Origin of the sequence: Billgrantia zhangzhouensis (genome assembly GCF_021404465.1) — a bacterium.
Classification (GTDB): domain Bacteria; phylum Pseudomonadota; class Gammaproteobacteria; order Pseudomonadales; family Halomonadaceae; genus Halomonas; species Halomonas zhangzhouensis.
Genome location: NZ_JABFTT010000002.1, coordinates 112,664 through 138,800 on the forward strand (window position 1 = coordinate 112,664; position 26,137 = coordinate 138,800).

General features: G+C 63.1%; 23 protein-coding genes. 15 read left to right on the top strand and 8 right to left on the bottom strand.

All coding sequences use genetic code 11. The annotated features are described in order from the left end of the window. The first annotated feature begins 27 nt into the window (after window positions 1–27). From infC to ihfA, 6 genes are all read left to right on the top strand, one after another. On the top strand, window positions 28–609 hold the full coding sequence (infC, locus tag HOP51_RS02410; protein ID WP_267957580.1) for a translation initiation factor IF-3: 582 nt from the start codon (window positions 28–30) through the stop codon (window positions 607–609). Window positions 610–693: 84 nt separating this feature from the next. Next, window positions 694–888, top strand: coding sequence for a 50S ribosomal protein L35 (gene rpmI / locus HOP51_RS02415; protein ID WP_089725334.1), 195 nt, complete (start codon window positions 694–696; stop codon window positions 886–888). A gap of 36 nt (window positions 889–924) precedes the next feature. Continuing rightward, window positions 925–1,278 (top strand): 50S ribosomal protein L20, encoded by a 354-nt coding sequence (gene rplT, locus HOP51_RS02420; protein WP_104203667.1) that lies wholly within the window; start codon window positions 925–927, stop codon window positions 1,276–1,278. 224 nt (window positions 1,279–1,502) lie between these two features. Continuing rightward, window positions 1,503–2,522, top strand: a complete 1,020-nt coding sequence (gene pheS, locus HOP51_RS02425) for a phenylalanine--tRNA ligase subunit alpha (protein ID WP_234272353.1) — start codon at window positions 1,503–1,505, stop codon at window positions 2,520–2,522. Window positions 2,523–2,550: 28 nt separating this feature from the next. After that, window positions 2,551–4,932, top strand: coding sequence for a phenylalanine--tRNA ligase subunit beta (pheT, locus tag HOP51_RS02430; protein ID WP_234272354.1), 2,382 nt, complete (start codon window positions 2,551–2,553; stop codon window positions 4,930–4,932). A 59-nt stretch (window positions 4,933–4,991) separates the two neighbouring features. Beyond that, on the top strand, window positions 4,992–5,297 hold the full coding sequence (gene ihfA / locus HOP51_RS02435; protein ID WP_159552279.1) for an integration host factor subunit alpha: 306 nt from the start codon (window positions 4,992–4,994) through the stop codon (window positions 5,295–5,297). A gap of 120 nt (window positions 5,298–5,417) precedes the next feature. Here the strand turns inward: ihfA and HOP51_RS02440 are convergent, their stop codons facing one another. Then, window positions 5,418–5,630, bottom strand: coding sequence for a DUF2788 domain-containing protein (locus HOP51_RS02440; RefSeq protein WP_234272355.1), 213 nt, complete (start codon window positions 5,628–5,630; stop codon window positions 5,418–5,420). Between the two features lie 194 nt (window positions 5,631–5,824). Here HOP51_RS02440 and HOP51_RS02445 point away from each other — a divergent pair, with 194 nt between their 5' ends. Both HOP51_RS02445 and HOP51_RS02450 read left to right on the top strand, forming a co-directional pair. Then, window positions 5,825–6,289, top strand: coding sequence for a flavodoxin domain-containing protein (locus HOP51_RS02445; RefSeq protein WP_234272356.1), 465 nt, complete (start codon window positions 5,825–5,827; stop codon window positions 6,287–6,289). 1 nt (window position 6,290) lies between these two features. Continuing rightward, window positions 6,291–6,656 carry a hypothetical protein gene (locus HOP51_RS02450; protein WP_234272357.1) on the top strand — a complete coding sequence of 122 codons (366 nt, stop codon included), beginning with the start codon at window positions 6,291–6,293 and terminating at the stop codon, window positions 6,654–6,656. A gap of 255 nt (window positions 6,657–6,911) precedes the next feature. Here the strand turns inward: HOP51_RS02450 and ppnN are convergent, their stop codons facing one another. Beyond that, window positions 6,912–8,276 (bottom strand): nucleotide 5'-monophosphate nucleosidase PpnN, encoded by a 1,365-nt coding sequence (ppnN, locus tag HOP51_RS02455; RefSeq protein ID WP_267957581.1) that lies wholly within the window; start codon window positions 8,274–8,276, stop codon window positions 6,912–6,914. Between the two features lie 210 nt (window positions 8,277–8,486). On the opposite strand from ppnN, the gene HOP51_RS02460 reads away from it, so the two are divergent. Then, the gene (locus HOP51_RS02460; protein ID WP_234272358.1) at window positions 8,487–9,401 is read left to right on the top strand and encodes a LysR family transcriptional regulator; all 915 of its coding nucleotides are present in this window, start codon (window positions 8,487–8,489) and stop codon (window positions 9,399–9,401) included. 65 nt (window positions 9,402–9,466) lie between these two features. Here the strand turns inward: HOP51_RS02460 and gcvP are convergent, their stop codons facing one another. Then, window positions 9,467–12,361 carry an aminomethyl-transferring glycine dehydrogenase gene (gene gcvP, locus HOP51_RS02465; RefSeq protein WP_234272359.1) on the bottom strand — a complete coding sequence of 965 codons (2,895 nt, stop codon included), beginning with the start codon at window positions 12,359–12,361 and terminating at the stop codon, window positions 9,467–9,469. Window positions 12,362–12,437: 76 nt separating this feature from the next. After that, window positions 12,438–12,830 (bottom strand): glycine cleavage system protein GcvH, encoded by a 393-nt coding sequence (gcvH, locus tag HOP51_RS02470; RefSeq protein ID WP_234272360.1) that lies wholly within the window; start codon window positions 12,828–12,830, stop codon window positions 12,438–12,440. A 475-nt stretch (window positions 12,831–13,305) separates the two neighbouring features. On the opposite strand from gcvH, the gene HOP51_RS02475 reads away from it, so the two are divergent. Together HOP51_RS02475 and gcvT are read left to right on the top strand one after the other, a co-directional pair. Continuing rightward, a complete protein-coding gene (locus tag HOP51_RS02475) occupies window positions 13,306–14,715 on the top strand; it encodes an alanine/glycine:cation symporter family protein (protein WP_234272361.1) in 1,410 nt (469 codons plus the stop codon). A 100-nt stretch (window positions 14,716–14,815) separates the two neighbouring features. After that, a complete protein-coding gene (gene gcvT / locus HOP51_RS02480) occupies window positions 14,816–15,928 on the top strand; it encodes a glycine cleavage system aminomethyltransferase GcvT (protein WP_234272362.1) in 1,113 nt (370 codons plus the stop codon). Between the two features lie 102 nt (window positions 15,929–16,030). Here gcvT and HOP51_RS02485 read toward each other — a convergent pair whose 3' ends face one another. From HOP51_RS02485 to HOP51_RS02500, 4 genes are read right to left on the bottom strand one after another with little or no spacing between them, the layout of a single operon-like run. Beyond that, on the bottom strand, window positions 16,031–18,139 hold the full coding sequence (locus HOP51_RS02485; RefSeq protein ID WP_234272363.1) for a YjbH domain-containing protein: 2,109 nt from the start codon (window positions 18,137–18,139) through the stop codon (window positions 16,031–16,033). Continuing rightward, window positions 18,136–18,924 (bottom strand): capsule biosynthesis GfcC family protein, encoded by a 789-nt coding sequence (locus tag HOP51_RS02490; RefSeq protein WP_234272364.1) that lies wholly within the window; start codon window positions 18,922–18,924, stop codon window positions 18,136–18,138. The genes HOP51_RS02485 and HOP51_RS02490 overlap by 4 nt, the downstream gene beginning before the upstream one ends. A gap of 14 nt (window positions 18,925–18,938) precedes the next feature. Further along, window positions 18,939–19,661 carry a YjbF family lipoprotein gene (locus HOP51_RS02495; protein ID WP_234272365.1) on the bottom strand — a complete coding sequence of 241 codons (723 nt, stop codon included), beginning with the start codon at window positions 19,659–19,661 and terminating at the stop codon, window positions 18,939–18,941. Between the two features lie 32 nt (window positions 19,662–19,693). Further along, window positions 19,694–20,038, bottom strand: coding sequence for a hypothetical protein (locus HOP51_RS02500; protein WP_234272366.1), 345 nt, complete (start codon window positions 20,036–20,038; stop codon window positions 19,694–19,696). 803 nt (window positions 20,039–20,841) lie between these two features. On the opposite strand from HOP51_RS02500, the gene HOP51_RS02505 reads away from it, so the two are divergent. The 4 genes from HOP51_RS02505 (at window position 20,842) to HOP51_RS02520 (ending at window position 26,125) form a co-directional block, all read left to right on the top strand. Continuing rightward, on the top strand, window positions 20,842–21,960 hold the full coding sequence (locus HOP51_RS02505; RefSeq protein WP_234272611.1) for a polysaccharide export protein: 1,119 nt from the start codon (window positions 20,842–20,844) through the stop codon (window positions 21,958–21,960). A 9-nt stretch (window positions 21,961–21,969) separates the two neighbouring features. Next, a complete protein-coding gene (locus HOP51_RS02510; protein WP_234272367.1) occupies window positions 21,970–22,428 on the top strand; it encodes a low molecular weight protein-tyrosine-phosphatase in 459 nt (152 codons plus the stop codon). A gap of 38 nt (window positions 22,429–22,466) precedes the next feature. Then, window positions 22,467–24,683, top strand: a complete 2,217-nt coding sequence (locus HOP51_RS02515) for a polysaccharide biosynthesis tyrosine autokinase (RefSeq protein ID WP_234272368.1) — start codon at window positions 22,467–22,469, stop codon at window positions 24,681–24,683. A 125-nt stretch (window positions 24,684–24,808) separates the two neighbouring features. Next, window positions 24,809–26,125, top strand: a complete 1,317-nt coding sequence (locus tag HOP51_RS02520; protein ID WP_234272369.1) for a nucleotide sugar dehydrogenase — start codon at window positions 24,809–24,811, stop codon at window positions 26,123–26,125. Window positions 26,126–26,137 lie beyond the last annotated feature (12 nt).

Genomic DNA, 26,137 nt, shown 5'->3' on the forward strand with positions numbered 1-26,137 from the left:
TGGGTACAGCCCAGGTGGTAAAGACAGTTGGCAACCGACATCGTCAATTACCGGAACGGAGACGGAACGATCAAGCGAAGCAGCCCGCGCGGACGTCCACAGGACAAGCGCCCCCCAATGAACGAGCGGATAACCGAGGATCAGGTACGCCTGATCGACAGCGACGGCGAGCAGTTGGGCGTCGTCCCGACCAGCGAAGCGCTCGAGCGCGCCGAAGCGGCCGGTCTAGACCTCGTCCAGATTTCCAATGCCGATCCGATCGTTTGCAAGATCATGGATTACGGCAAATTCGTCTTCGAGCAGAAGAAGCAAAAGGCAGCTCAGAAGAAGAAGACGAAGCAGATTCAGGTCAAGGAAGTCAAATTCCGGCCTGGCACCGACGAGGGCGATTATCAGGTCAAGCTTCGTAACCTGATCCGCTTCCTCGAAGGTGGCGACAAGGGCAAGGTCACGCTGCGTTTTCGCGGCCGTGAAATGGCGCACCAGGACATCGGCCGCAAACTGATGGAGCGGATCGCCGCGGATCTCGAGGATATCGGGACCGTGGAAGCCTTCCCCAAGATGGAAGGGCGCCAGATGACCATGATCATTGCCCCCAAGAAGAAGTGATCCGTAGGCCCGTCAAACGGATGGTCGGCCAGTGCCGGCCATCGGCCCCGGATTTTCTGAAAAATCTCGAGCGGAGTTAGTCTCATGCCGAAAATCAAGAGCAACAGCGGCGCTGCCAAGCGCTTCAAGAAGACGGCCAACGGCTTCAAGCACAAGCAGTCGTTCCGTAGCCACATCCTGACCAAGAAGTCGACCAAGCGTAAGCGTCAACTGCGCGGTATGAAGCAGATCCACGACGCCGACAAGGCCCTGATTCAGCGCATGCTGCCGAATCTGTAAGCCCTTGGTTGCCCATATCTAAGTCAGGAGAAAGCCATGACTCGTGTCAAGCGTGGTGTCGTCGCTCGTCGCCGTCACAAGAAAGTTCTAAAGCTGGCCAAGGGCTACTACGGTGCCCGTTCGCGCGTCTTCCGCGTGGCCAAGCAGGCTGTCATCAAGGCGGGCCAGTACGCCTACCGTGACCGTCGCCAGCGCAAGCGTCAGTTCCGTGCCCTGTGGATCCAGCGTATCAATGCTGGCGCCCGTCAGCACGGCCTGTCCTACAGCCGCTTCGTCGGTGGCCTGAAGAAGGCCGGGATCGAAATCGATCGTAAGGTGCTGGCCGATCTGGCCGTTCACGAGAAGGCTGCCTTTGCCGCTATCGTCGAGAAGGCCAAGGCTGCCCAGTAAGTGACATCGGCCGATGGCGTCGGGCCGGCTCAGGTTGGCCCGACACGATGCCAGACCGTCGCAGGGGAAGAGCAGCCGCTCTTCCCCTGTTTTTTTGGTGATTGCCTACCATGGCAGCCACCCTACGGGCCGTCGCTGGCGCGACGTCAATATCGTTCCCGGCTGTTTTTTGCCGTGCGCCAGTGATGTGCTAACAGCAGAATCAACGATTCGGAGCTCAACGGATGGACCATCTACCGACACTGGTCGCCGAGGCCCGTCAGGCCATTCAGGCCGCCGAGAGCATCGCGGCGCTCGAAGAGCTGCGGGTACGCTATCTTGGCAAGAAAGGCGAGATCACCGCTCAGCTCAAGGGGCTGGGCAAGCTTCCGGCAGGCGAGCGTCCGGCGGCAGGGGAGCGTATCAACCAGGCCAAGCAGGCGCTGACGGACGAGCTCGATGCGCGTCGGGCGGCGTTGTCGAAGGCGGAACTCGAGACGCAGTTGGCCGCCGAGCGTATCGATGTGACCCTGCCGGGGCGCGGCCAGGTCAGCGGTGGCCTGCATCCCGTGACCCTTACCCTGGAGCGTATCGAGGGGCTGTTCAGCCGCATCGGCTACGATGTGGCGGTAGGGCCTGAAGTCGAGGACGACTACCACAACTTCGAGGCGCTCAACATCCCGGCGCACCATCCGGCGCGGGGTATGGCCGATACCTTCTATTTCGATGCCACGCGTCTGCTGCGTACCCATACCTCGCCGGTTCAGGTGCGTACGATGAAGGAGCAGGCGCCGCCGATTCGCATCGTCTGTCCGGGCCGCGTCTACCGCAGCGACTCCGACCTGACCCATACGCCCATGTTCCATCAGGTCGAAGGGCTGTTGGTCGATGAGGACGTGAGCTTCGCCGATCTCAAGGGCACCATCGAGGACTTCCTGCACGCCTTCTTCGAGCGCGACGACCTTTCGGTGCGGTTCCGGCCTTCCTACTTCCCCTTCACCGAGCCCTCCGCCGAGGTCGATATCCAGTGCGTGATGTGCTCCGGCGAAGGGTGCCGGGTCTGTTCGCACAGTGGCTGGCTCGAAGTGATGGGCTGCGGCATGGTGCATCCGGAGGTGTTCCGCCATTCCGGCATCGACTCGGAGCGCTACAAGGGCTTCGCCTTCGGTATGGGCGCCGAGCGCCTGGCGATGCTGCGCTATGGCGTCAACGATCTGCGCATGTTCTTCGATAACGATCTGCGCTTCCTGCGCCAGTTCGCCTGACCGACCGCTGCAGAACACAGGATTTATCATGAAATTTTCCGAACAGTGGCTGCGTGAATGGGTATCGCAGCAGCTTGGCGCACAGGGTCTGGCCGACCAGATCACCATGGCCGGCTTGGAAGTCGATGCCGTCGAGCCTGTCGCATCCGCCTTCGATGGCGTGGTGGTGGCCGAGGTCGTCGACAAGCAGCCGCATCCCGATGCCGACAAGCTCAATGTCTGTCAGGTGGACGACGGCAGTGGCGAGCCGGTGCAGGTGGTGTGTGGTGCGACTAACGTGGCGGTGGGGCAGAAGGTACCCTTTGCCCGGGTGGGGGCGGTGCTGCCTGGCGACTTCAAGATCAAGAAGGCCAAGCTGCGCGGCGTCGAATCGCGTGGAATGATCTGCTCGGCTTCCGAGCTGGGCCTGGCCGAGGAAACTTCGGGGGGCATTCTGGTGTTGCCTGCCGATGCGCCAGCCGGCGAGGATTTTCGCGCCTGGATGGGGCTCGACGACCATACCGTCGAGGTCGACCTGACGCCCAACCGCGGCGACTGCCTGAGCCTCAAGGGGCTGGCGCGGGAGGTTGGCGTGCTCAACCGTCTGCCGATCACGCCGCCCGTCATCGAGCCGGTCGCTCCCCGTCATGACGAGACGTTCCCCGTGCGCGTCGAGGACGGCGGACGTTGCCCGCGTTACATCGGTCGGCTGATCAAGGGTGTCGACGTCACCGCCGCCACGCCGCTGTGGATGGTCGAGCGTCTACGACGCAGTGGCATTCGCTCCATCGACCCGGTAGTCGACGTCACCAATTACGTGATGCTCGAACTCGGCCAGCCGCTGCACGCTTTCGATCGCGACAACTTGCACGGTGCCGTAGTGGTGCGACTGGCCCGCGAGGGTGAGCGGCTGGTATTGCTCGATGGCCAGGAGATCACTCTGGGTGCCTCCACGCTGGTGATCGCCGATGAGCGCGGTCCGTTGGCGATTGCCGGGGTGATGGGTGGTGAGTCTTCCGGCGTTGGGCCGGCAACGCGGGACATTTTCCTCGAGTCGGCCTTTTTCTCGCCGCTGGCGGTGGCGGGCCAGGCGCGCTCCTACGGGCTGCACACCGATGCATCGCACCGCTTCGAGCGCGGTGTCGATCCGCAGCTCACACGTGAAGCGGCAGAGCGTGCCACGGCGCTGCTGATCGAGATTGCCGGCGGCGAGCCGGGGCCGCTGGTGGAGGTAGCGAGCGAGACCGACCTGCCCGCCGAGCGCGAGGTCACGCTGCGTGCGGCGCGGCTCGAGCAGGCGCTGTGCAAGGCGTTGCCCAGCGCTGAGGTGCAGGACATTCTCGAGCGGTTGGGCATGCAGGTGAGTGTCGTCGAAGCCGGGTGGCAGGCGCGGGTGCCGAGCTGGCGCTTCGACATTGCCATCGAGGAGGATCTGATCGAGGAGGTGGCGCGCATTCATGGCTATAACCGCCTGCCGGTGCGTCGTCCGGCGGCGCGTCTGGCGCTGCGCCCCGACCACGAGGCGCGTACCCCTCTGGCACGTTTGCGCCGCCAGTTGGTAGCGCGTGGTTATCAGGAGGCGGTTACCTACAGCTTCGTCGCTCCCGAACTGCAGCAAGCCCTGCTGCCGGATGCCGTGTCGCCACGCCTGGCTAATCCCATTTCCAGCGATCTGGCGGTGATGCGGGCGAGCCTGTTCCCGGGGCTGGTGCGAGCGTTGGAGTACAACCTCAACCGTCAGCAGACCCGTGTGCGCCTGTTCGAGACCGGACTGGTGTTCCGCGGCGACCTCGATGAGCTGGAGCAGGCCCCCATGGTCGGTGCCCTGGCCTGCGGTGAACGCTTCCCCGAAGGCTGGGCCGGTGGTCGCGAGAAGGTCGATTTTTTCGACCTCAAGGGCGACCTGGAGAGCCTGATCGCTCTTGGTGGCGAAGAGGGCGCCTGGCGCTTCGAGCCCGGCGAGCACCCGTCGCTGCATCCGGGGCAGAGTGCGCGAGTCATTCATCGCGGCGAACCGGTCGGCTGGATCGGTGCGCTACATCCGGGGGTGAAGGCCGAGCTGGGTCTCAAGGTCGAGGTCTTCCTGTTCGAGGTTCGCCAGGATGCACTGACCCATGGTCGACTGCCGACGTTCGAACCGCTCTCCCGTTACCCGGAAGTGCGGCGGGACCTGGCATTCCTGCTTGGAGCGGAGCGTCCCGTCCAGGCGCTGCTGGATTGTGTCCGCGCGCAGGCAGGACAGTGGCTGCGGGAGCTTCGCTTGTTCGACGTTTATCAGGGCAAGGGGGTACCCGAAGGTCGCAAGAGTATCGCTTTGGGCTTGACCTGGCAGCATCCTTCGCGCACGCTGAATGACGAGGAAATCAATCAGTTGGTCGATGCCATCGTCGCTGAATCGCATCAGCATCTGGGGGCCGAGCTGCGCGGTTAGCGCAGCACGCCGGAAGCCATGCAGGCGGCGGGCTGGACCGCCACTCTGAGGAAGTAGACATGGGAGCGTTGACCAAGGCGGAACTGGCCGAACACCTCCACGCCGAGTTGGGGCTGACCAAGCGTGAGGCCAAGGCCATGGTGGAGGCCTTCTTCGAGGAGATCCGGGCGTGTCTGCGCGAGAACGAGCAGGTTAAGTTGTCGGGATTCGGCAATTTCGATCTGCGTGACAAGCGCGAGCGGCCCGGGCGCAACCCGAAAACCGGGGAGGAAATCCCCATTTCGGCGCGTCGTGTCGTGACCTTCCGGCCCGGGCAGAAGCTCAAGAGCCAGGTAGAGCGTTACGAAGGTCCGGCGTCCAGCTGATCCGGCTGATGTAGCACCCGCCAGCCCGCCCTCTCGTACGTCGCGAGAGAGCGGGCTGGTGTCGTTTCATCTCCCCAGGCTTCGCCTGAAAAGCCGGTGCGCAAAGATGAGGCCGTTTCTCTAGATGCCGCCGCTCTCCATCAACCAGGTGATGATTACTTTGAAGATGTAGCCCATCATGCCGGCGCCGAGCACGACGAAGAGCATGATGGTGCCGAAACGTCCGGCCTGGGATTTCTTGGCCAGGTCCCAGATGATGAAGCCCATGAACAGGATCAGGCCGCCAATGAGCAGGGGAGTGATCCAGGCTTCGAACGTTTGCGTCTGCAGCATGTTGCCTCCTCGAACGAGAGGCCAACCATTATACTCGGGCATTGCCTGAGCCGCATGCGACAACCCGTCGCTGAGAGTCTCGACGACTTGCTGCGCTTTGCCACGTGCGCTCCTGTCTCATCGAGGCTGGCTGCCTGCGGCAAGGGGCGGGTCGTGGTACCATCGCGTCGAACGAATTCAGGTTTATTCCCGACATGCCAATGCTGAAGATCTTCGTAGGAACCATGTATGGTGGCGCGCTCGATGTCGCCGAACAGGTCGCTCCGCTGTTCGAGGCGGCCGGCTATGAGACTGCCATTCTGGAGCAGCCCACGCTGGAGGATTTGACCGAGGAACGGCCCGACCTGGCGCTGTTCTGTGTCTCCACCACCGGTAGCGGCGACTTTCCCGGCAATTTCGTACCCTTTGCCCGCGGGCTGGATGAGCAGAGTCCGGCCCTTGTCGGCCTTCGCTATGGCCTGATCGCCTTGGGTGACAGCTCCTACGGCGATACCTTCTGTGGCGCCGGGCGTCGGCTGGACGCAATGCTCGAGGATCTAGGCGCCACCCGTCTGGGAGAGCGTCTGGAAATCGATGCCATGGAGACTTTCATGGCTGACGATGCCGCATTGCCCTGGGCCGAGGAGTGGATCGAAACCCAGCAGCTCACGGTGGCCTGAGATGAGTGCGACACCGACCGCGGAGCGACTGAGCCTGTTGGTGGGGCTGCTGGTCCTGATGCTGGCCACTGTGCCGCGCTACCTTGCCGGCGGCCATGAGAACCGCCTGAACCTGATCACGATTGCCTTGCTGGTGGTTGCCGCGGTGGCTGTGATGAACTGGCGCATGCTCGATGCCGGTGAGCGGGGTAGGCTGCCCGGATTGGGCAAGCGTCTGTGCGTGTCACTGGTAGTGGGCTTGGGGGCGATGGGCCTATGGCATGCGCTATTCACCGCCTGGATCAGCTGGCAGCTGCTGATTGCACATGGGGCCACCCTGGGGCTGCTGTTGTATGCCGTGTGGCTATGGTGGCGTCCTGCCGAATAGGCTCTGTACGAAAACTGTCTGCGCTCGCCCATACGGCGTTAAAAATCGGCTCAAAGTACTCATTTACACCCCGTAAACTCCGTCTTTTCGCCGATTTTTGCCTTGCGACCCACAGGGATGTGGGAAGTGCGTTGGCCCGTAGGGAACGGGCCTAGCCCTGGCCATCGCTCGCCGACTTTTCGTACAAAACCTAGCGCAGCCAAGCGGTGCCATGCGCGGCGCCGCTTGGCCTGGTGAGGGTGCGGTCGTGTACCCTCAAACCAGCCGGTAACAGGGCACGTACTCCTGCCCGGGCAGCTTCATGCGACCCTGGGCGACGAAGGAGCCGAGCAACTCGTCCAGGCGACGCATCAATTCCGACTCGGCGTGCAGTTGGAAGGGGCCGTGGGCCTCGATGGCACGTAGGCCGCGTTCCTTCACGTTACCCGCCACAATGCCCGAGAATGCCCGGCGCAGGTTGGCCGCCAGCTCGTGCACCGGCTGATTGCGATGAAGCGCCAGGCCGGCCATGGCCTCGTGGGTGGGCTCGAACGTTTCCTGGAAATCGCGGGCGATGGTCAGGCGCCAGTTGAAATGGAAGGCGTCCTGGTGGGCGCGACGGAACTCCGTGACGCTGTCGATGCCCTGGCGCATGGTGCGGGCGACCTCGATGGGGTCATCGACAATGATGCGGTACTTGCTGCGTGCCGCCTCGCCCAAGGTGTAGACCAGGAATTCGTCGATCCGCTGGAAGTACTCGGCCGAATTGGCGGGGCCGGTGAAGATGACCGGCAAGGCCATGTCGTCATTATCGGGGTGGAGCAGAATGCCCAGCAGGTAGAGGATCTCCTCGGCGGTACCGACGCCTCCAGGGAAGACCACGATGCCATGGCCGAGCCGCACGAAGGCCTCCAGGCGCTTTTCGATGTCGGGCATGACCACCAGCTCGTTGACCAGCGGGTTGGGTGCTTCGGCGGCGATGATGCCCGGCTCGGAGACACCCAGATAGCGACCGTCGGCGATACGCTGCTTGGCATGGGCCAGGTTGGCCCCTTTCATCGGCCCCTTCATGGCGCCGGGGCCGCAGCCGGTGCAGATATCCAGTTCGCGCAGGCCAAGCTGATAGCCGACGTCCTTGGTGTACTCGTACTCCTCGCGGGTGATGGAGTGCCCGCCCCAACACACCACGATACCGGGATCGCGCCCGGGTTTCATCGTGCCGGCCTTGCGCAGGATATGAAACACCGCGTTGGTGGTACCTTCTCCGGTGGTCAGGTCGAAGCGGGAGTGGCGCTGAATTTCGTTGTAGACATAGACGATATCGCGCAGCACCGAGGAAAGATGCTCGCGAATGCCGAGGATCATCTTGCCATCGACGAAGGCTTCGGCCGGGGCATTGGTCAACTTGAGGCGAATGCCGCGGTCCTGCTGGATCACTTCGATATCGAAGTCATGATAGGTCTCCATCAGTACCAGGCTGTCGTCGGTCATGCTGCCGGAGCTGAGGACGGCAAGCGAGCAGCGCCGCAGCAGGTCGTGCAGGCCGGCCTTGGAGGTATCGCGCAGGCGATTGACCTCATGTTGCGAAAGCACTTCCAGGCTTCGCAGGGGAGAAACGGTGGTGGAGATAGTATCGGGCATGCAACGATCCTTGGGTCGTCGGAGTCTCCCGTCGAGGCCGGTGGATGCCAGCACGTGGCTGGGCCGACAGGAGAGTCATTCATTCTTCATCGAGTCGTAATGCGATGCTATCACGGCGGCTGACACGGCGCAGCGCTGCAGCACTGGGCATGCAGTGGTAGGATTAAGCGATCCGGTTTCGACCTCGTCCCTGACTTCAAGCGATGTGCCATGTTCAACGCCCAGTATTTCCGCACCTTCATCACACTGGTCGAAACGGGTAGCTTCACGCGCACCGCACGACACCTCGACATGACGCAACCTGGCGTCAGCCAACATGTGCGCAAGCTTGAGCAGTATCTCGACAAGCCGCTGCTGGAGCGCCAAGGACGACGCTTCACACTGACCGAGGCCGGGCGGCGGGCCTATGACTACGGCCTGAGGCTGTTCTCCGAGCACGAGCAGTTTCGCCACTCGCTCGATGACGACGCGCTCGATACCGGAGAGTGCCGGATTGCCTCGCCGGGCAGCGTCGGTCTGATGTTCTACCCCTATATTCTCGGTCAGCAGCAGATGTCGCCCGGGCTGACGGTCAACTACAGCTTCGCCTTCAGCCACGAGATCGCCTCCGATGTGCTGGCGGGGCGTCACGACCTGGGGATCGTCACCGAAACGATTCGACACCCGGAGTTGGAGTGTCGGCTTTGGCATCAGGAGCCGCTGTGTCTTGTGGTGCCGGCCGATTTCGCCGGTACGTCGCTCACCGAGCTGATGGGTATCGGCTTCCTCAACTACTCCGACGGCATCAATCATGCGGGGGCACTATTGCGCAGCAACTTTCCCGACGAGTTTCGCTCCATGAGCCAGTTCCGCCGCCAGGGCTTTACCAACGAGGTGGGAATGGTGCTGGATGCGGTGGCTCGTGGCCTTGGGTTTACCGTGGTGTCGCGACTGGTACTGGAAACCTCGCCCTGGCAGCGCCAGGTCAAGGAACTCGACCTGCCGGTGACCGAATACGAGACGCTGCACCTGGTCAGCCGCTCCGGTGCCAAGATACCGCGTCGCTATGTGCGGTTGCTGGAGGGATTCCGCGAGCAGCGCATGCGCGAGCGTTTCGGGCATGGGGATATCGTGTCGCCGCTGTAGGTGGGCAAACGGCCCGCCGATCGCTCGGCGGGCCGTTTCGCTTTGCTGCTGCAGTCGGCGACGCGTCAGTCGCGGTAATCGTCGATGCTGGGGCAGGAGCAGATCAACTGGCGGTCACCGAAGACGTTGTCGACGCGATTGACCGCCGGCCAGTACTTGGCTGCCTTGACCGCTTCCGCGGGGAAGGCGCCGACCTCGCGGGAGTAGGAACGCTCCCAGCCCGAATCCATCATGTCGGCCATGGTATGCGGTGCGTTCACCAGCGGGTTGTCGTCGGCCGGCCACTCGCCGCTCTCGACCTTCGCGATCTCCTCGCGGATGGCGATCATGGCGTCGCAGAAACGGTCGATCTCGTAGCGCGACTCCGACTCGGTGGGCTCCACCATCAGCGTGCCTGGCACCGGGAAGGACATGGTCGGTGCATGGAAGCCGTAGTCCATCAGGCGCTTGGCGATGTCCTCCTCGCTGATGCCGGAGGCCGCCTTGAGTGGGCGGATGTCGATGATGCACTCATGCGCCACGGTGCCATTGACACCGCGGTAGAGCACCGGGTAGTGCTGCTCGAGACGCTTGGCGACGTAGTTGGCGTTGAGGATGGCCAGTTCGGTTGCCTGGCGCAGGCCGCGCGCGCCCATCATCTTGATGTAGGCCCAGGAGATCGGCAGGATCGAGGCGCTGCCGTAGGCTGCCGCGGAGACGGCGCCACAGTTCTCGTTGACACCGGCAATGGGTGTCACCACGTGGTTGGAGACGTAGGGCGCCAGATGTGCCTTGACGCCGATCGGACCCATGCCTGGACCGCCGCCGCCATGTGGGATGCAGAACGTCTTGTGCAGGTTGAGGTGACTGACATCGCCGCCGAAGTCGCCGGGGCGGGACAGGCCGACCTGGGCGTTCATGTTGGCACCGTCGATGTAGACCTGGCCGCCGTGGCGATGAACGATGGCGCACGCCTCGCGGACGCCCTCCTCGAATACGCCATGGGTCGAGGGGTAGGTGAGCATGATTGCCGACAGGGCTGCGCTGTGCTGTGCGGCCTTGGCGCGCAGGTCGTCGAGATCGATGTTACCCATTTCGTCGCACTCGACCACCACCACCTTCATCTGCGCCATGGCGGCGGAGGCGGGGTTGGTGCCATGGGCGGAACTGGGGATGAGGCACACGTCGCGATGCCCTTCGCCCTGGGCGGCCTGATAGCGGCGGATGGCCACCAGACCGGCGTATTCGCCCTGGGCGCCGGAGTTTGGCTGCATCGAGATGTGGTCGTAGCCGGTGATCTCGACCAGGAAGGCCGCCAGCTCGTCGATCATCTGCTTGTAGCCGACCGCCTGATCCTGCGGTACGAAGGGATGCAGCTGACCGAACTCGGGCCAGGTAATGGGAATCATCTCGCTGGTGGCGTTGAGTTTCATGGTGCACGAGCCTAGCGGGATCATCGCATGGGTGAGCGAAAGATCCTTGTTCTCGAGGCGCTTGAGATAGCGCAGCATCTCGGTTTCGCTGCGGTAGCGCTGGAAGGTCGGATGTGTCAGGAACTCGCTCTGGCGACGGCTGGCGGCGGGAATGCCGCTGATGCCTTGGCTGGCTACCTGCTCGTCCAGCGCGCTGATCGAGAGACCGTGCTCTTCGTCGAGCAGCACGTCGAACAACACGTCGAGATCGTGGGCGGTCGTGGTTTCGTCCAGGCTGACACCGATGTCGCCATTGTCGAAATAGCGCAGGTTGATCTCGTGGGTCAGAGCGCGGCCATGGATCTTGCCGGCATCGACGCCGGTCAGGCGCAGGGTATCGAACCAGCTATCGTGTACCAGCGCCACCCCTTTGGCCTTGAGCCCTTCGGCCAGGATGGTGGTGAGGCGGTGGATGCGCGTGGCGATGGTGGTGAGGCCTTCGGCACCGTGATAGACGGCATAGAAGCCGGCGATGTTGGCCAGCAGTGCCTGGGCGGTACAGATGTTGGAGGTGGCCTTCTCGCGACGGATGTGCTGCTCACGGGTCTGCATGGCCATGCGCAGGGCGGTGTTGCCGCGGGCATCCTTGGACACGCCGATGATGCGGCCCGGGATCGAGCGCTTGAGCTTGTCGGTAGTGGCGAAGTAGGCAGCGTGGGGACCGCCGTAGCCCATCGGTACGCCGAAGCGCTGGGTGTTGCCGACCACGATGTCGGCACCCAGTGCACCGGGTTCCTTGAGCAGCACCAGGCTCATGATGTCGGCGGCCACGCAGGTCATCACGTGCTTTTCGCGTGCGGTGGCGAGCAGCGGGGCGAGGTCGTGGACTTGGCCGCTCTCGCCGGGATACTGCAGCAGGGCACCGAATACGTCGTGCTCGGCCAGGCTTTCGGCGGGGCCGACGATCAGTTCGAAACCGAAGTAGTGGGCGCGGGTACGTACCACATCCAATGTTTGCGGCAGCACGTCATCGGCAACGAAGAAGGCGTTGCTCTTGGATTTCTTGTTGGCCCTCTGACACAGCGCCATAGCCTCGGCGGCGGCGGTGGCCTCGTCGAGCAGCGAGGCGTTGGCCAGCTCCATGCCGGTGAGGTCCATCACCATCTGCTGGAAATTGAGCAGGCCCTCGAGGCGGCCCTGGGCGATTTCCGGCTGGTAGGGCGTGTAGGCGGTGTACCAGCCCGGGTTCTCCAGCACGTTGCGCTGGATCACGGCGGGCACATGCGTGTTGTAGTAACCCTGGCCGATATAGGTCTTGAAGACCTTGTTCTGGCGCGCCAGGCGCTTGAGATAGTCGAGCGCTTCGGCTTCGCTGCGTGGCGGATCGAGATCCAGCTCGCGGCCCAGGCGGATGTCCGCCGGTACGGTACGTTCGACCAGAGTATCGAGGCTGTCCATGTCCAGCGCCGCCAGCATGGCGGCTACATCTTCGGCTCCGGGGCCGTTGTGGCGGCGGATGAAGGCGTCATGATCGGCCAGTTCGGCCAGGCGGCGGGTGTCGTTAACCATGGAGAACCCTGTCGTTGAGACATGTAAAGGAAGAAAGGAACCCGGCCGCTCGGCCGGGCGCGCCGGGACGTTGCGTTCAGGCTTCGCTGTCGACCACGGCCTGGTAGGCATCGGCATCCAGCAGGGCTTCCACTGCGGCTGCATTCTCGACGCGAACCTTCATGATCCAACCCTTCTCGTAAGGAGATTCGTTGACGGTTTCAGGCGCGTCCTCCAGTGTCTCGTTGACCTCGACGATCTCGCCGGCCAACGGGGCGTAGAGGTCGGAAGCCGCCTTGACCGACTCGATTACGCCGAACTCTTCGCCCTTTTCCAGGGTGCGGCCGACCTCGGGAAGCTCGACGAAGACGACGTCTCCCAGGGCTTCCTGAGCATGATCGGTGATGCCGATGGTGACGGTGCCGTCGCCGTTGTCCAGCACCCATTCATGACTGTCGTTGTAGCGCAGGTTGGCAGGAATCGAGCTCATGATGATTTTCCTATAAGAAAAGGTTTTCCGACTGGGCGAATGCTAACGCCATTGGCGGCGTTTGGCGAGCCTGAAGGCGGGCCCTCTTCCAGGCCAGTCTCGACTCGTCGCATCCATAGCGTGGCGCGCCCCGGGACGAGCGTCTAGTCCCATTCGTCTATGGTAGATGACGCGAGGCATGGCGACGGTAATTCGACACTGCTGCCATGGCTCACTAATCTAACCAAGGAACGCTGTCGTAGCCCCGGCTCCCGAGGCATGTCGCCAATCTGAAAGTTGATGTGGCGCTGACATTTGTTTCCGATACGAAACACGGGCTAAGCTAGCGCAGACGCAATACTCGTCGAGAAGTGTGCAGCAGGCATTTCGTCGAGGTGGTGCTTTCCTGGCATTTTCCGCTATGGTACGCCGTCTCGACGTATCGATACTTCGAGAAAGGCAACAAAAACAGTCCGTACAACAGAGGGAAACGTTCGTGGAAACCTTGACTTCGATCTTCACCTCCATCAACGGCGTGGTCTGGGGACCGTTGATGCTCATCCTGCTGCTTGGGGTGGGTCTCTACCTGCAGATCGGCTTGAAGCTGATGCCCATCCGCAAGCTGGGCACCGGCTTCAAGCTGATGTGGCAGGGGCGTGATGCCAAGCCCGCGCCTGGCGAGGCCAAGAAAGCGGATGAAGAGGGTGAGATCTCGCCCTTCAATGCGTTGATGACAGCGCTCTCTGCCACCATCGGCACCGGTAACATTGCCGGGGTGGCCACTGCCATCGCGCTGGGTGGCCCCGGTGCGGTGTTCTGGATGTGGATCACTGCGCTGGTCGGCATGGCCACGAAGTTCTCCGAGGCGGTGTTGGCGGTGCGTTACCGCGAAACCGACAGCACCGGCTACCACATCGGCGGGCCGATGTTCTACATCAAGAATGGCCTGGGCAGGAAATGGCTGTGGCTGGGCGGTGCCTTTGCCTTCTTCGGGGCCGTGGCGGCTTTCGGTATCGGCAACACCGTGCAGTCCAACTCCGTGGCCGATGCGCTGGATTCGACCTTCGGCATTCCTCACTGGCTCACCGGCGTCGTCATCATGGTGCTGGCAGGGGCCGTGATCCTGGGCGGTATCAAGCGCATCGCCAAGGTGGCCGGCAAGCTGGTGCCGATCATGGGTATCGCCTACGTGCTGGCGGGCCTTGCAGTGTTGGTCGTCAATGCCGGCCAGATCGGCGATGCCTTCAGCATGATCTTCTACTATGCCTTCAACCCGCATGCGGCCATGGGTGGCTTTGCCGGCGCCGCGGTGATGGCGGCCATCCGCTTCGGCGTGGCACGCGGTATCTTCTCCAACGAGGCTGGCCTGGGGAGTGCACCCATTGCCCACGCGGCGGCCAAGACTCGCAACCCGGTACGCCAGGGTATGATCGCCATGCTCGGTACCTTCATCGATACCATCATCATCTGCACCATTACCGCGTTGGTGATCCTGACCTCCACGGTGTGGGTCGAGGGCGAGGCGGGCGCCTCACTGACGGCGCTCTCCTTCGATGCCGCGTTGCCCGGCTGGGGCAATCAGATCGTGTCGCTGGCGCTGGCGGTATTCGCTTTCACCACCATCCTGGGCTGGTCGTTCTACGGTGAGAAGTGCTTCCAGTTCCTGTTCGGCACCCGTTCGATCATGCTTTACCGGGTGCTGTTCGTGCTGGCGATTCCGCTCGGTGCGATTGCGCAGCTTGGCTTCATCTGGTTGATGGCCGATACCTTCAACGCCATGATGGCCATTCCCAACCTGATTGCCCTGGCGCTGCTGTCACCGGTGGTGTTCAAGGTCACGCGCGACTACTTCGACGGCAAGGAAGTGCTGCCGGGTGAGGATCTTGACCACAACGCTCGACCCTAGCACTCGGCTACAACAGGGGATCGGAGGCTCGCGTACGACGAGGCGCCACGTGCGCCTCGTCTCGCCTCCTTTGCCCACCATCATGTCACGAGGAATTTGCATGAGCCAACTCAAGCGCACGCCGCTGTTTGACCTGCATCTCGAACTGGGGGGCAAGATGGTGCCCTTCGCCGGTTACGAGATGCCGGTGCAATATCCGCTCGGCGTCAAGAAGGAGCACGAGCACACCCGTAGCGCCTGCGGCCTGTTCGATGTCTCTCACATGGGACAGATCCTGCTGCAAGGCCCGCGGCCCGCCGAAGCGTTGGAGACGCTGGTCTGTGCGGATATCGTCGGCTTGCCTGAAGGCATGCAGCGTTATGCCCTGTTCACGGGGCAGGAGGGGGGCATTCTCGATGATCTGATGGTGGCCAACCCTGGCGAGGGCCTCTATCTGGTCGTCAACGCCGCCTGCAAGGAGCAGGATATCGCGCTGCTCGAGATGGGGCTCGACGATGAGCACCGTATCGAAGTGCTGGATCGTGGCCTGTTGGCGCTGCAGGGGCCCAAGGCCGCTGACGTCATGCGCCGGCACTGCCCGCAGGCCTGCGAGATGGTGTTCATGCAGCACGGACGCTTCGAGATCGATGGCGTGTCCGTCTGGGTGAGCCGAAGTGGCTATACCGGCGAGGACGGTTTCGAGATCTCGGTGCCGGCCAGCGAGACCGAGGCATTGGCGCGCCGCCTGCTGGCGGAAGAGGAAGTCGAGGCGATTGGTCTAGGTGCGCGGGACTCCCTGCGGTTGGAAGCTGGGTTGTGTCTCTATGGTCACGATATTGAGACCGGGACCACGCCGGTGGAAGCTGGATTGATCTGGGCCATCGGCAAGCCGCGTCGCCACGGCGGTGAGCGCTCGGCCGGTTTCCCTGGGGCCGACGTGATCCTGCATCAGGTCGATGCCAAGGATCATCGCCGCAAGCGTGTCGGCCTGCTGGGCGAGGGGCGCGCGCCGGTACGCGAGGGAACCGAGCTCTTCGATGAAGAGGGCCAGCGTATCGGCTCTGTGACGTCGGGCGGCTTCGGGCCAAGCATAGGCAAGCCGGTGGCCATGGGGTACGTCGACATCGCCCATGCCGAGCTCGGTACTACCGTCTATGCCGAGGTACGGGGCAAGCGGCTGCCCATGCTGGTGAGCAAGATGCCCTTCGTGGCGCCGGGCTATCACCGCGGCTGAGCGTAGCGCTAGACAGTTATACCGTTATCTTTCCTGAAGACCACCGCAATCGCTGCGGTGGTCTTCGTCGTTACGGCGGTCGGTGCCGTTTCCCTAAAGTGCCTAACGCATCATGTCGGCCTGCTGCTCCCAATAGCGCCCCATGCTGCGCTCTTCGGTAAGGTCATAGAGTGCCTGGCGGCGGGCCAACTGGGCGCCGCCATCCCGTGTGAGCGGGCGCCACGCCAGCTGCGCACGCTGGCGGGTGGAGCGGACGAAGAAGGCATCCAGCGGCAGCGAGAGGTAGATTCCCTTGTCGAAGCTGCCCTCGCCGAAGTCGCTGCCGGCATCGGTGAAGGTGGCCCAGCCTCCTAGCCTGATGCCGGAGTCGAACTCGCGGGACACATCGAAGGTCATGCCGAGATCCCCGGCCAGGTAGCGACCCACGCTGACCTTGGCCAGCACGTCTTCGATATCGGTCTGCCAGTATCCGGTCAGGTGACCCGTCCAGGTGGAGTAGTCGCGCATGTCGAAGCGCTGGTCGAAATCGCGCTGCTTGACCCAGTTGATATCGAGGCCGACGGCCACGTCGCCGTTGAAGGGGCGATAGAGCAGTTCGCCGCCTACACCGGCGAACATCGTCTCGAGCAGGCCGCCATAACCCATGGCATACCAGTCGCCGCCCAGGTGGTCGGTATGGGTGTACTGGAGGTTGCTGATGCCGATGTCGGTTTCCGCCAGATAATCGCCGATGTGGGTTCGCACCCGCGGCAGATCGGACGGGCCGATGTAGCGGTACTTGTCGAGATTGTCGTCCACCGTGTAGCTCAGCGTGGCCGAGAGCCAGCCGTTGGCGTTGAAGCGGTATTCGCTGTCGAAGTTGGCGGAGAGCCGATAGAGGTAGCCGTCCGGACCGCCGAAGTTCTGTTCGAGTTGCGGTTCGAGACTGTAGGAGAAGCCGCGGGGCGTGGACTCGTACAGCACCTCTCCCTGCTCGGGCTCAAGCAAGGCATGGGAGTAGATCCCATGGCGATAGGCGACGGCATGCTCGCTGGCATCAATGGCGGCGACCAGGTCGTCGCGCTGGTGCACGCTTTCGCGTAGTGCCATGCCGCGTTCGTGCCAGCGGAAGCGGAAGGTTTCCACCTCGCTGCCCAGATGATTGTGCAGCAGGCGCCCGGCGCGCTGTTCGCTCTCGGCCAGGGAACGGTAGCGCGTGGGCTCGCCCTCCACCATGACACTGGAGCCGTCTTGACGGATTCGGTAGACGCCAAGGCCGGCGTTGGCTTCCAGTTCCCGACTGAGTCCGTTCCAGTCGTCGTCATGGGTGGCGGGAGCTGCCGCCAGTTCGGCTGGAGGCGGGTCGCGTTTGACCTGGGACACGGTGGCCAGATTGGTTGAGAAGCTGATTCCGAGCATGGCGGTATTGCCGCGTTGCCAGCCGGCCTTGAGTTCGATGTTGTCCGTCAGTTGCAGGCGAGCGCCGAGGTTGACGCGTGAATCCTGCTGTTGGTGGTTACGCTGGGGTTCGTGCCGATAGTCGTTGCCTTCCACCTCCAGTTGCAGGACCAGCGGCTCCCATGGGGTCTGGTACTCGATACCACCGAACAGGGCGCTGCGGCCGCTGAACAGGCTGCCAAGGTTGACGCTACCGCCGTCATCCTCAGAGGAGAACCCGGAGCGTCGTTCGAAACGCTCGTCGAGTCGGGCCAAGGGGTTGGTGAAATCCTCCTGGTTACCGAGATAGCCCCAGCCGATCCCCAGGGAGAAATCGAAATCGTACCAGCGCTTGTTGGCCACCAGGTATTCGCCCGCGAACAGGCCGGTGCCGCCGATGTCGCGGGCGCCGACGGCGATCTGCGGCCAGTAGCGATCCTCCTCGCGTAGCCTCACCTTGAAGTCGATGCCCTTGTCGAGATTGTTGCGATCGCCGGTCGCGGCCAGGTAGCGGCGATTCTCCACCTCGATGTAGCGAAAACCGGTTTCGAGCCATTCGGTGGGCTGGAAAAAGAGACTGTAGCGTCGATAGGGTGCCGTGCGTGAAAGCGAGAAGGCGAAGCCGCCGAGCGGCTGCATTCGCGCGCTAGGGGTCTGCATCAAACCCACACCGCCGAAATCGCCCTGGCCATTGCCCAGGCGCGGTTGGCCCGGGGCGGCGGCAGCTGCTCCGGTGGCGGCTATGGCAAAGGCCAATGAAGTGAACGACAGCGTTCGTAGGCCGGGCTGCTTCATCGTGTGGATCCTCCTGCGCCGGCTCGATCCGCCACGTCCGGTAACTCGATGGTGTGGCAGGTATCGCCAGGAAGGCGGGTCGCTAGAAAACCGGGTAGCGCCCGGTTGATCCAGTCGGCTTCCTGTACCGGCTCGGGAAGTGCGAGTGCGATCCTGCTGCCAGCGGCCAGCGGAGCATCGCCGGCATTCCAGGCCGCTATGCCGATACGGCGGGGCTCGCTCTGCGGGGCGATCAGCCAGGCCTCGTCGGCGCGGGACCAATGAGAGCGCGGCTGACGACGAAGCAGGTCGCCTAGACTCAAGCCAGGAGTCCAGCGGTGCCGGGTTACGCCGCCGAAATGCCACAGTTCGATCCAATTGGGGATGACACAGTGACCGACTTCGGCCAGCCTCTCCTGCAAAGGATCGTGCTGTGGCGAGGCGAGAAGGGCGGCAAGGTCGGCCCTGCCCGGTGTGCGCCCGGGCGACTCTTCCAGCTCGGCAAGCGCGGTTTGCCACTGGCGCAGGCCCAGGGCCGCTCCTGTATGGCCGGCCAGTGAGTACCAGTCGCTCAGCGTCGCCAGTTCTTGCTGCAGGCGCCTTGCCTGGCGTTGCTGCGGTGCCTGGTGCCGCGTCAGCAGGTAATAGCTATAGGCGGGCGCCTCTGGCAGCGCATGCTGCTCCAGCCACAGGTGCGAGAGCCGGGGGGCGTCGGCTTTGCTCTGTAGAGGCAGAAAAACGGCCAGTAGTACGCTCAGGCTGACTGCGCACCAGTGGCAGGCAGGAGAGTGGTGACGTTGGGGCATGCTCGTTCTCTTTGTCACGACGATGACGTGCTGTTGGGCTCAGCGTCCTGCCCAACGTCGCGTCCGGTGTCCTCGGCATCGCTCCACCAGGGTCTCGCCACCTTCCAACGCAGGCGTGGACCGTCCGGCCAGAGCGCCATGTCACCCCCCCAGATCCGCAGGCTGACCGGATCGCGCCAGTACACCCCGCGGGTATGCATATTGCGGCTCGCCCAGTCGAGCCGTTCCGTACAACGTTCCAGTGCCAGGCGAATCAAGGGTAGCTCGACGGGCCGGGCCGGCTCGCAGGTACGTTCCGCCGTCGCCACATCCTGCCATTCCTGCCCACTGGCATCCCTCCAATGGGCATGGACCCGGTAGCGATTCGAGCCGGTGTCGCTTGAGTGCTGCCGTCCCAGCAGGATCTCCTCGAAGCCGGCCGTGCTTGCGGGCAAGCCATCGCGCAGATGTAGCGTGGCGCGATCCCCGGCTTGCCAATAGGTATCGCGGCCATGCTCTCCGCTGCGATGTGCCATGATCAGTAGTGCCTGGTTGCCCTGGCTGCGGGCCACCAGCGAGGCATAGGGCAGGGCTTCTGCTTGGGCTGCTGGATCCTCGCCATGCCTGTCGCCAAACAGCGTGGCTCCCATCGGTGTCAGCCGCCCGCCCTGTGCGCAGGCCGTAAGGCCCACGACCATTCCTCCCAGTAACAGCCAGCGCCAAAGCAGGACCGCCTTGCGGCGGTCCTGGATCGGCACACCAACTTCTCTGTACCGTCTGTCACGACTCATCAGCGCGTCCCGGTACCGGTTCCGGTGCCAGTACCCGTGCCGGTGCCGGTAGCACCGATTGCTACGCCGATGCCGGCGGCTCCCCGGCTAACGGCGCCGGCCAGAGCTTGACCGGAATTGCCCGGAGCCTCGCCGCCAGCACCAATGCCGGTGGCGAGGCCGCCGCTTGCCACCGCAGCTGGTGCGGGGGTGTTGGCTGAATTTCCCGGGGCGCCGGGTGTTCCCTGGGGCAACGAGGCTTGCTGAGCCAGGGCCAGTGGCGCCAGGCCCAGCAGGGTCACGCTTGCCAGGGCGACCACGCGTCGTCGCAGCTTCGCGGGATCGAGTCTCATGATTTCAAGCATATCGATATGGCTCCTTCTGTTGCGCCGGCAATTACCGGCGGGGCGATTGGCCGAATGATGCGTTCCATATATCGACTTGGAATCACGATCCGGCCTGCCTGCCTGTGGCAGGCAATTCAGATAGGCCAGAATAGAATTACCCCCGCGACACTTTAATGTCATGGGGGGTGGGATGATGAATTGATACCTCAATTGAAGATTGCTGGAAAGAAACTTATCTTATTTTAGCTTTCACTTTTGTATAGTACGGTAAAAAAATGTGTAAAGCCCGGTCAGGGGTAGTGACAAGCAAAAAAAAAGATTATTCTAACCTCGTCAACTTGGCTCCTTGCATGGAAGTGAGGGCTCTGTCTTATCGATCTCCTTGAGTTTTCATCGTGCCACGGCTTATGCCGTTGGTTGGATTGTGCCTTGCGGGTCAAGGCATTGCGGTTGGCTTCGGGGATTGTCGTTTAACCTCGTGGCGGTAGCGTGCCCACGTGGGTCTCATGAAAAAGAGCGTTTCGAAAGAGGCTGAGAATACTTTGGTTTGGGTCCTTGGGGTTCAAAGTGTCGAAGTCGGGCGACAGTTTAAGCTGGCGAATGTCGCCGAACGACAACGCGAGTGTCTAAAAAGAGTGTCATGGTAAGAAATGTGTAGGAGAAAGGTGTGAGTTATGTGTTTCTTTCTGTGTCACCGGTTGGCGACATTGAGTGCGTAATAAGAGTGACATGTAATGACGTCTTAAAGAGCCAGGCAGGGTAAAGGTTAATAATGGCCAGCGAGTGAAGAGTCGATGAATTACTACTTCCTGCGACCCCGGATGGGTCGTGTGCTTTTCGTATTCGGGCTGTTTGCCCTGGGTGGATGCGCCTTTGCTCCCGGCGGGCATATCGATTATCGAGCCGATTCCGCCCCGATCGACGATCTGGTCGATATCGAGCCCATTACCTTCGGGCTGGTGCGCAGCCAGCGGCAGGAGGCCGAGGCAGCCCGGACGTCGGAGGAGTTCGGCAAGGTCAGCGAGGCGCTGCGCGAGGGTGTCAGCGGCTATGACTACCACATCGGCAAGGGCGATGTGCTCACGGTCATCGTTTATGGCCATCCGGAGCTGACGATTCCCGCCGGCGGCGAGCGCAGTGCCGCGGAATCGGGTAACACCGTGCATAGCGACGGCACCATCTTCTATCCCTTTATCGGCCGCATTCCGGTGGAGGGGCGTACGGTGCGCGAGGTGCGCGACATCATCGCCCGGGGGTTGGAGCCCTATGTGGCCATGCCTCAGGTCGAAGTCCAGGTCGCCCAATACAACTCGCAGAAAGTGAACGTCACCGGTGCGGTGCAGGATCCCGGCCCGCTGGCAATTCGAAACGTACCAATAAGCGTGCTCGATGCGATCAACCTGTCCGGCGGCTTGGCGGAGCATGCCAACTGGCACGATGTCCTGCTGACGCGGGACGGAGAGGAAATTCGCGTTTCCCTGCACGAGATGCTCAATCGCGGGCGCCTCGACCAGAACCTGCTGCTGCGCGACGGCGATGTCCTGCATGTTCCCGACAACAGCGACCAGAAGGTCTACGTCATGGGCGAGGTGCGCGAGCCGCAAAGCCTGCCCATGGGGGCAAGCCGGCTCACGCTGACCGATGCGCTCTCCGAGGCCGGCGGTATGAACGAGGGTAATGCCAACGCCTCGGGCATCTTCGTCATCCGCCGGGCTCCCGCGGACAGCGACAAGCTTGCCACGGTCTACCAGCTCGATGCGCGTAACGCGACCGCCTTGATGTTGGGGGCCGAGTTCACCCTGCAGCCCACCGACGTGGTGTACGTCACCACGACGCCGCTGGGACGCTGGAACCGGGTGGTGCGCCAACTCCTGCCCACGGTCAGCAGCATCTACCAGACCACCCGAACTGGGCGTGAACTGGAACGTATCGGCGAGTAGGGGGGAGGCATGTTTCAGGAGGTTCTGGTGGTGTGCACCGGCAATATCTGTCGCAGCCCGGTCGGGGAGGCGCTGCTCAAGCGGGCGCTGCCCGGTCATCGCATCGCCTCGGCGGGGCTGGGGGCTCTGGTGGGGCACAGTGCGGAGCCCACTGCTGCGCGACTGGCGGAAGCCGACGGGCTCGATCTTTCCGATCACCGGGCGCGCCAGATCGACGCCGGAATGATCAGAGATGCCGACCTGATTCTGGTCATGAGCGAGGGGCAGCGTCTCGCCCTTGCCGAGCGTTTTCCCTTCGCCACCGGCAAGACCATGTGCTTCGGGCGCTGGCTGCCGAGTGAGACGGGCAAGGGGACAGACATCCCCGACCCCTATCGCAGGAACGAGGAGGTCTTTGTGCGCGTGCATCGACAGCTCACCGAAGCGGCACGGCTGTGGCAGTCACGCCTCGGTAGCCCTCGAGGCTGACGCGAACGACCCACCTTATTCACGCCAGGACGCTATCAATGGTGAAAGAGACGAAGACGGGCTCGCGCCCGGGGTATGACGACATCGATCTGGGCAGGCTGTTCGGCGTTCTGCTGGACAACAAGTGGTTGATCATGGTGGTGACGGCTGTCTTCGCTCTGGCTGCCGTCGTGCATGTGCAGCTGGCCACGCCGATCTTCCGCGCCGATGCGCTGGTCCAGGTGGAAGGCAAGACCGGATTGAGCAATCCTCTCGCCGAGGTGCGTTCTATCCTGGGCGAGGAGCCCAAGGCCGATGCCGAGCTGGAAATCCTGCGCTCGCGCATGGTGCTTGGCCAGGCGGTCGACCAGGAGCGCCTCGACATCGATGTGATACCGACCCGCTTCCCGGTCGTTGGCGGCTATCTGGTGCGGCGGGGCATGGAGCGGCCTGAGTTCGCGCGCCGCAGTGTATGGGCCGGTGAATATCTCAACGTCGGCGAGCTGCGTGTCGATCACGAGTGGCTGGGGCGAGCGCTGCGACTGGTGGCCGGCGTCGACGATGGCTATCGGCTCTACCACGGCGAGGAGCTGCTCGGTGAGGGACGCGTCGGTACCACCGAGAGTTTCGTTGATGGAGGCATAGAGCTGCGCGTGGCCGAGCTGGAAGCCGGCGAGGGCGCCGAATTCACCGTGGTGAGACGCACCCGCCTGGCCGCCATCAACCAGCTCCGTTCACGCTTCAGTGTCGCGCAACGCGGCCGTGACAGCGGCGTGTTCAACATGACCCTACTCGATGAGGATCCCCGTCGCGCCCAGCGTACCCTGAGCGTCATCGGACAGATCTACCTGACCCAGAACGTTGAGCGCCAGAGCGCCGAGGCGGAGCAGAGTCTCGAATTCCTCGAGGCGCAGGTGCCGCAGGTGCGTACTGAGTTGGCCACCGCCGAGGATGCGCTGAACGCCTTCCGCATGCAGCACGAGAGTGTCGACCTCAATATCGAGACTCGCTCGGTGCTGGACCGCGTGGTGGATCTCGATGCCCGACTCAGTGAGCTGGAGATGGAGCAGGCCGAGCTGAGCCGGCGCTACAACGCCTCGCACCCGCTCTATGCGGCAATGATGGAGAAGCGCAGCAACCTGGAGCGCGATCGCGAGCGGCTCAATGAGCGCATCCACGATCTGCCCGAGACCCAGCAGCAGATCCTGCGTATGTCGCGTGACGTGGAAGTGACCCAGCAGGTCTATGTGCAGCTGCTCAACAAGATTCAGGAGATGAGCATCACCAAAGCCAGCACCGTGGGCAACGTGCGCATCCTCGACGATGCCGTCGCCCAGCCGGGACCGGTGGAGCCGCGCAAGCCGGTAACGGTGGCCATGCTGACTCTGGTGGGCGCCTTCCTGGCGGTGGCATTCGTCATCGTGCGCAGCATCCTCAACCGCGGCGTGGAGAGCGCGGAGCAGATCGAGGATCTCGGCCTGCCGATCTATGCCACCGTCCCGCTCTCCGACGACCAGCAGAAGCTGGTGCGGCGGGTCAAGCGCCATAATCGGCGCCGCGGTCGAGCCGTGACCTGTGGGGTACTGGCCCAGAACGCTCCCGACGACACCGCCGTCGAGGCCCTGCGCGGCCTGCGTACCTCGCTGCACTTCGCCATGCTCGAGGCCAACGACAACCGGCTGATGATCACCGGGCCGAGTCCGAACATCGGCAAGAGCTTCATCAGCGTCAACCTGGGTGCGGTCATCGCCCAGAGCGATCGGCGCGTGCTGATCCTGGATGCCGACATGCGCAAGGGCCACGTGCACACTGCCTTCAACGCCGACAGCAAGGGCGGATTGTCGGAAGTTCTCGCCAACAAGGCCGAGCTCGACCAGGTCATCCGCCAATCGCCGATCAATGGGCTGAGCTACGTGGCGCGCGGCAAGGCGCCGCCCAATCCCGCCGAGCTGCTGATGAGCGAGCGCTTCGCGCGTTTGCTCGAGGCGTTGAGCGAGCGCTTCGACCTGATCATCGTGGATACGCCGCCAATCCTTGCCGTAACCGATGCCGCCATCATCGGCCATCACTGCGGCACCACGCTGATGGTGGCGCGCTACGGGCTCAACCCGCCGCGCGAGGTCGACGTGGCCATTCGTCGCCTCGAGAGCAGCGGCGTCACGGTCAAGGGCGGCATCCTCAATGCCATCGAGCGCAAGGCCGCCACTAGCTATGGCTACGGTTATTACCACTATGCCTACAAGACCACCGAGGCCTACAAGACCTCCGAGACCTGAGCGCCGCAGGAACCTGTCCGTGCCTGCCTGAGCAGGCCGTTCCCTGACGCGAGGCCAACGGGCCGCAACCTGCTTGCTGCCGGGTCCCGTGTCGATCACTACCACTCGAAAACCATGGAAGCGTCATGACCACTATCAAAGATCGTCTGATTGGCCGGCTCGAGCGCAAGGAAGCCGTGATCGGGATCGTCGGGCTTGGCTATGTGGGGCTGCCCCTGATGCTGCGCTATAGCGAGATCGGCTACCGCGTGCTGGGCATCGACATCGATGTGGGCAAGGTGGAGAAGCTCAATGCCGGGCGCAGCTACATCGAGCATATCCCCGCTGAACGAGTCGCCCGGACCAAGGATACCGGCTTCGAGGCGACCACCGATTTCTCCCGTGTAAGCGAAGTCGATGCGGTGATCCTGTGCGTGCCGACGCCGCTCAACAAGTACCGCGAGCCCGACATCAGCTTCGTCATCGGTACCGTCGATGCGCTGAAGGTGCATCTGCGCGAGGGACAAGTGGTGTCGCTGGAGAGTACCACCTACCCCGGCACCACCGAGGAGGAGCTGCTGCCGCGCATCGAGGAGGGCGGACTCAAGGTCGGCGACGGTCTGTTCCTGGTCTATTCGCCGGAGCGCGAGGACCCGGGCAACCCCGACTTCGAGACCCGCACCATTCCCAAGGTGGTCGGGGGCCATACCCAGTCTTGTCGCGAAGTGGGCGTGGCACTTTACCGGCCGGCCATCGATCGGGTGGTACCGCTCAGCTCGACCCGGGCGGCCGAGATGACCAAGCTGCTCGAGAACATTCATCGTGCGGTGAACATCGGTCTGGTCAACGAGATGAAGATCGTCGCCGATCGCATGGGCATTGACATCTTCGAAGTGGTCGATGCCGCCGCCACCAAGCCGTTCGGTTTCACTCCCTACTATCCGGGGCCGGGACTGGGCGGGCATTGCATCCCCATCGACCCCTTCTACCTGACCTGGAAGGCGCGCGAATACGGCCTGCATACGCGCTTCATCGAGCTTTCCGGCGAGATCAACCAGGCCATGCCCGACTATGTGGTCAGCAAGCTGATCGAAGGGCTCAATCAGCGCGGCAAGGCGCTGAAGGGCAGCCGCGTGCTGATCCTCGGCATCGCCTACAAGAAGAACGTCGACGACATGCGTGAGTCGCCGTCGGTATTCATCATGGAGCGCATCCGCGACCGCGGTGCCGAGGTGGCCTACAGCGATCCCCACGTACCGGCGTTCCCGCCCATGCGCGAGCATCACTTCGACCTGGAGAGCGTGCCGCTGTCGTCCGAGACCCTGGCCGAATACGACGCCGTGGTGCTTGCCACCGATCATGACCGCTTCGACTACGACATGATTCGCGCCCATGCCCAACTGATCGTCGATACGCGCGGCATCTACCGCGGCGTGAGCGACGAGCGGGTGATCAAGGCCTGATCTTCATGTCCA

What these genes read in the sequence shown, in the direction of transcription:
- rpmI (WP_089725334.1), top strand. Translation starts at nt 694, where the DNA reads ATGCCGAAAATCAAGAGCAACAGCGGCGCTGCCAAGCGCTTCAAGAAG.
- rplT (WP_104203667.1), top strand. Translation starts at nt 925, where the DNA reads ATGACTCGTGTCAAGCGTGGTGTCGTCGCTCGTCGCCGTCACAAGAAA.
- pheS (WP_234272353.1), top strand. Translation starts at nt 1,503, where the DNA reads ATGGACCATCTACCGACACTGGTCGCCGAGGCCCGTCAGGCCATTCAG.
- pheT (WP_234272354.1), top strand. Translation starts at nt 2,551, where the DNA reads ATGAAATTTTCCGAACAGTGGCTGCGTGAATGGGTATCGCAGCAGCTT.
- ihfA (WP_159552279.1), top strand. Translation starts at nt 4,992, where the DNA reads ATGGGAGCGTTGACCAAGGCGGAACTGGCCGAACACCTCCACGCCGAG.
- HOP51_RS02440 (WP_234272355.1), bottom strand. Translation starts at nt 5,630, where the DNA reads ATGCTGCAGACGCAAACGTTCGAAGCCTGGATCACTCCCCTGCTCATT.
- HOP51_RS02445 (WP_234272356.1), top strand. Translation starts at nt 5,825, where the DNA reads ATGCCAATGCTGAAGATCTTCGTAGGAACCATGTATGGTGGCGCGCTC.
- HOP51_RS02450 (WP_234272357.1), top strand. Translation starts at nt 6,291, where the DNA reads ATGAGTGCGACACCGACCGCGGAGCGACTGAGCCTGTTGGTGGGGCTG.
- ppnN (WP_267957581.1), bottom strand. Translation starts at nt 8,276, where the DNA reads ATGCCCGATACTATCTCCACCACCGTTTCTCCCCTGCGAAGCCTGGAA.
- HOP51_RS02460 (WP_234272358.1), top strand. Translation starts at nt 8,487, where the DNA reads ATGTTCAACGCCCAGTATTTCCGCACCTTCATCACACTGGTCGAAACG.
- gcvP (WP_234272359.1), bottom strand. Translation starts at nt 12,361, where the DNA reads ATGGTTAACGACACCCGCCGCCTGGCCGAACTGGCCGATCATGACGCC.
- gcvH (WP_234272360.1), bottom strand. Translation starts at nt 12,830, where the DNA reads ATGAGCTCGATTCCTGCCAACCTGCGCTACAACGACAGTCATGAATGG.
- gcvT (WP_234272362.1), top strand. Translation starts at nt 14,816, where the DNA reads ATGAGCCAACTCAAGCGCACGCCGCTGTTTGACCTGCATCTCGAACTG.
- HOP51_RS02485 (WP_234272363.1), bottom strand. Translation starts at nt 18,139, where the DNA reads ATGAAGCAGCCCGGCCTACGAACGCTGTCGTTCACTTCATTGGCCTTT.
- HOP51_RS02490 (WP_234272364.1), bottom strand. Translation starts at nt 18,924, where the DNA reads ATGCCCCAACGTCACCACTCTCCTGCCTGCCACTGGTGCGCAGTCAGC.
- HOP51_RS02500 (WP_234272366.1), bottom strand. Translation starts at nt 20,038, where the DNA reads ATGCTTGAAATCATGAGACTCGATCCCGCGAAGCTGCGACGACGCGTG.
- HOP51_RS02505 (WP_234272611.1), top strand. Translation starts at nt 20,842, where the DNA reads ATGGGTCGTGTGCTTTTCGTATTCGGGCTGTTTGCCCTGGGTGGATGC.
- HOP51_RS02510 (WP_234272367.1), top strand. Translation starts at nt 21,970, where the DNA reads ATGTTTCAGGAGGTTCTGGTGGTGTGCACCGGCAATATCTGTCGCAGC.
- HOP51_RS02515 (WP_234272368.1), top strand. Translation starts at nt 22,467, where the DNA reads ATGGTGAAAGAGACGAAGACGGGCTCGCGCCCGGGGTATGACGACATC.
- HOP51_RS02520 (WP_234272369.1), top strand. Translation starts at nt 24,809, where the DNA reads ATGACCACTATCAAAGATCGTCTGATTGGCCGGCTCGAGCGCAAGGAA.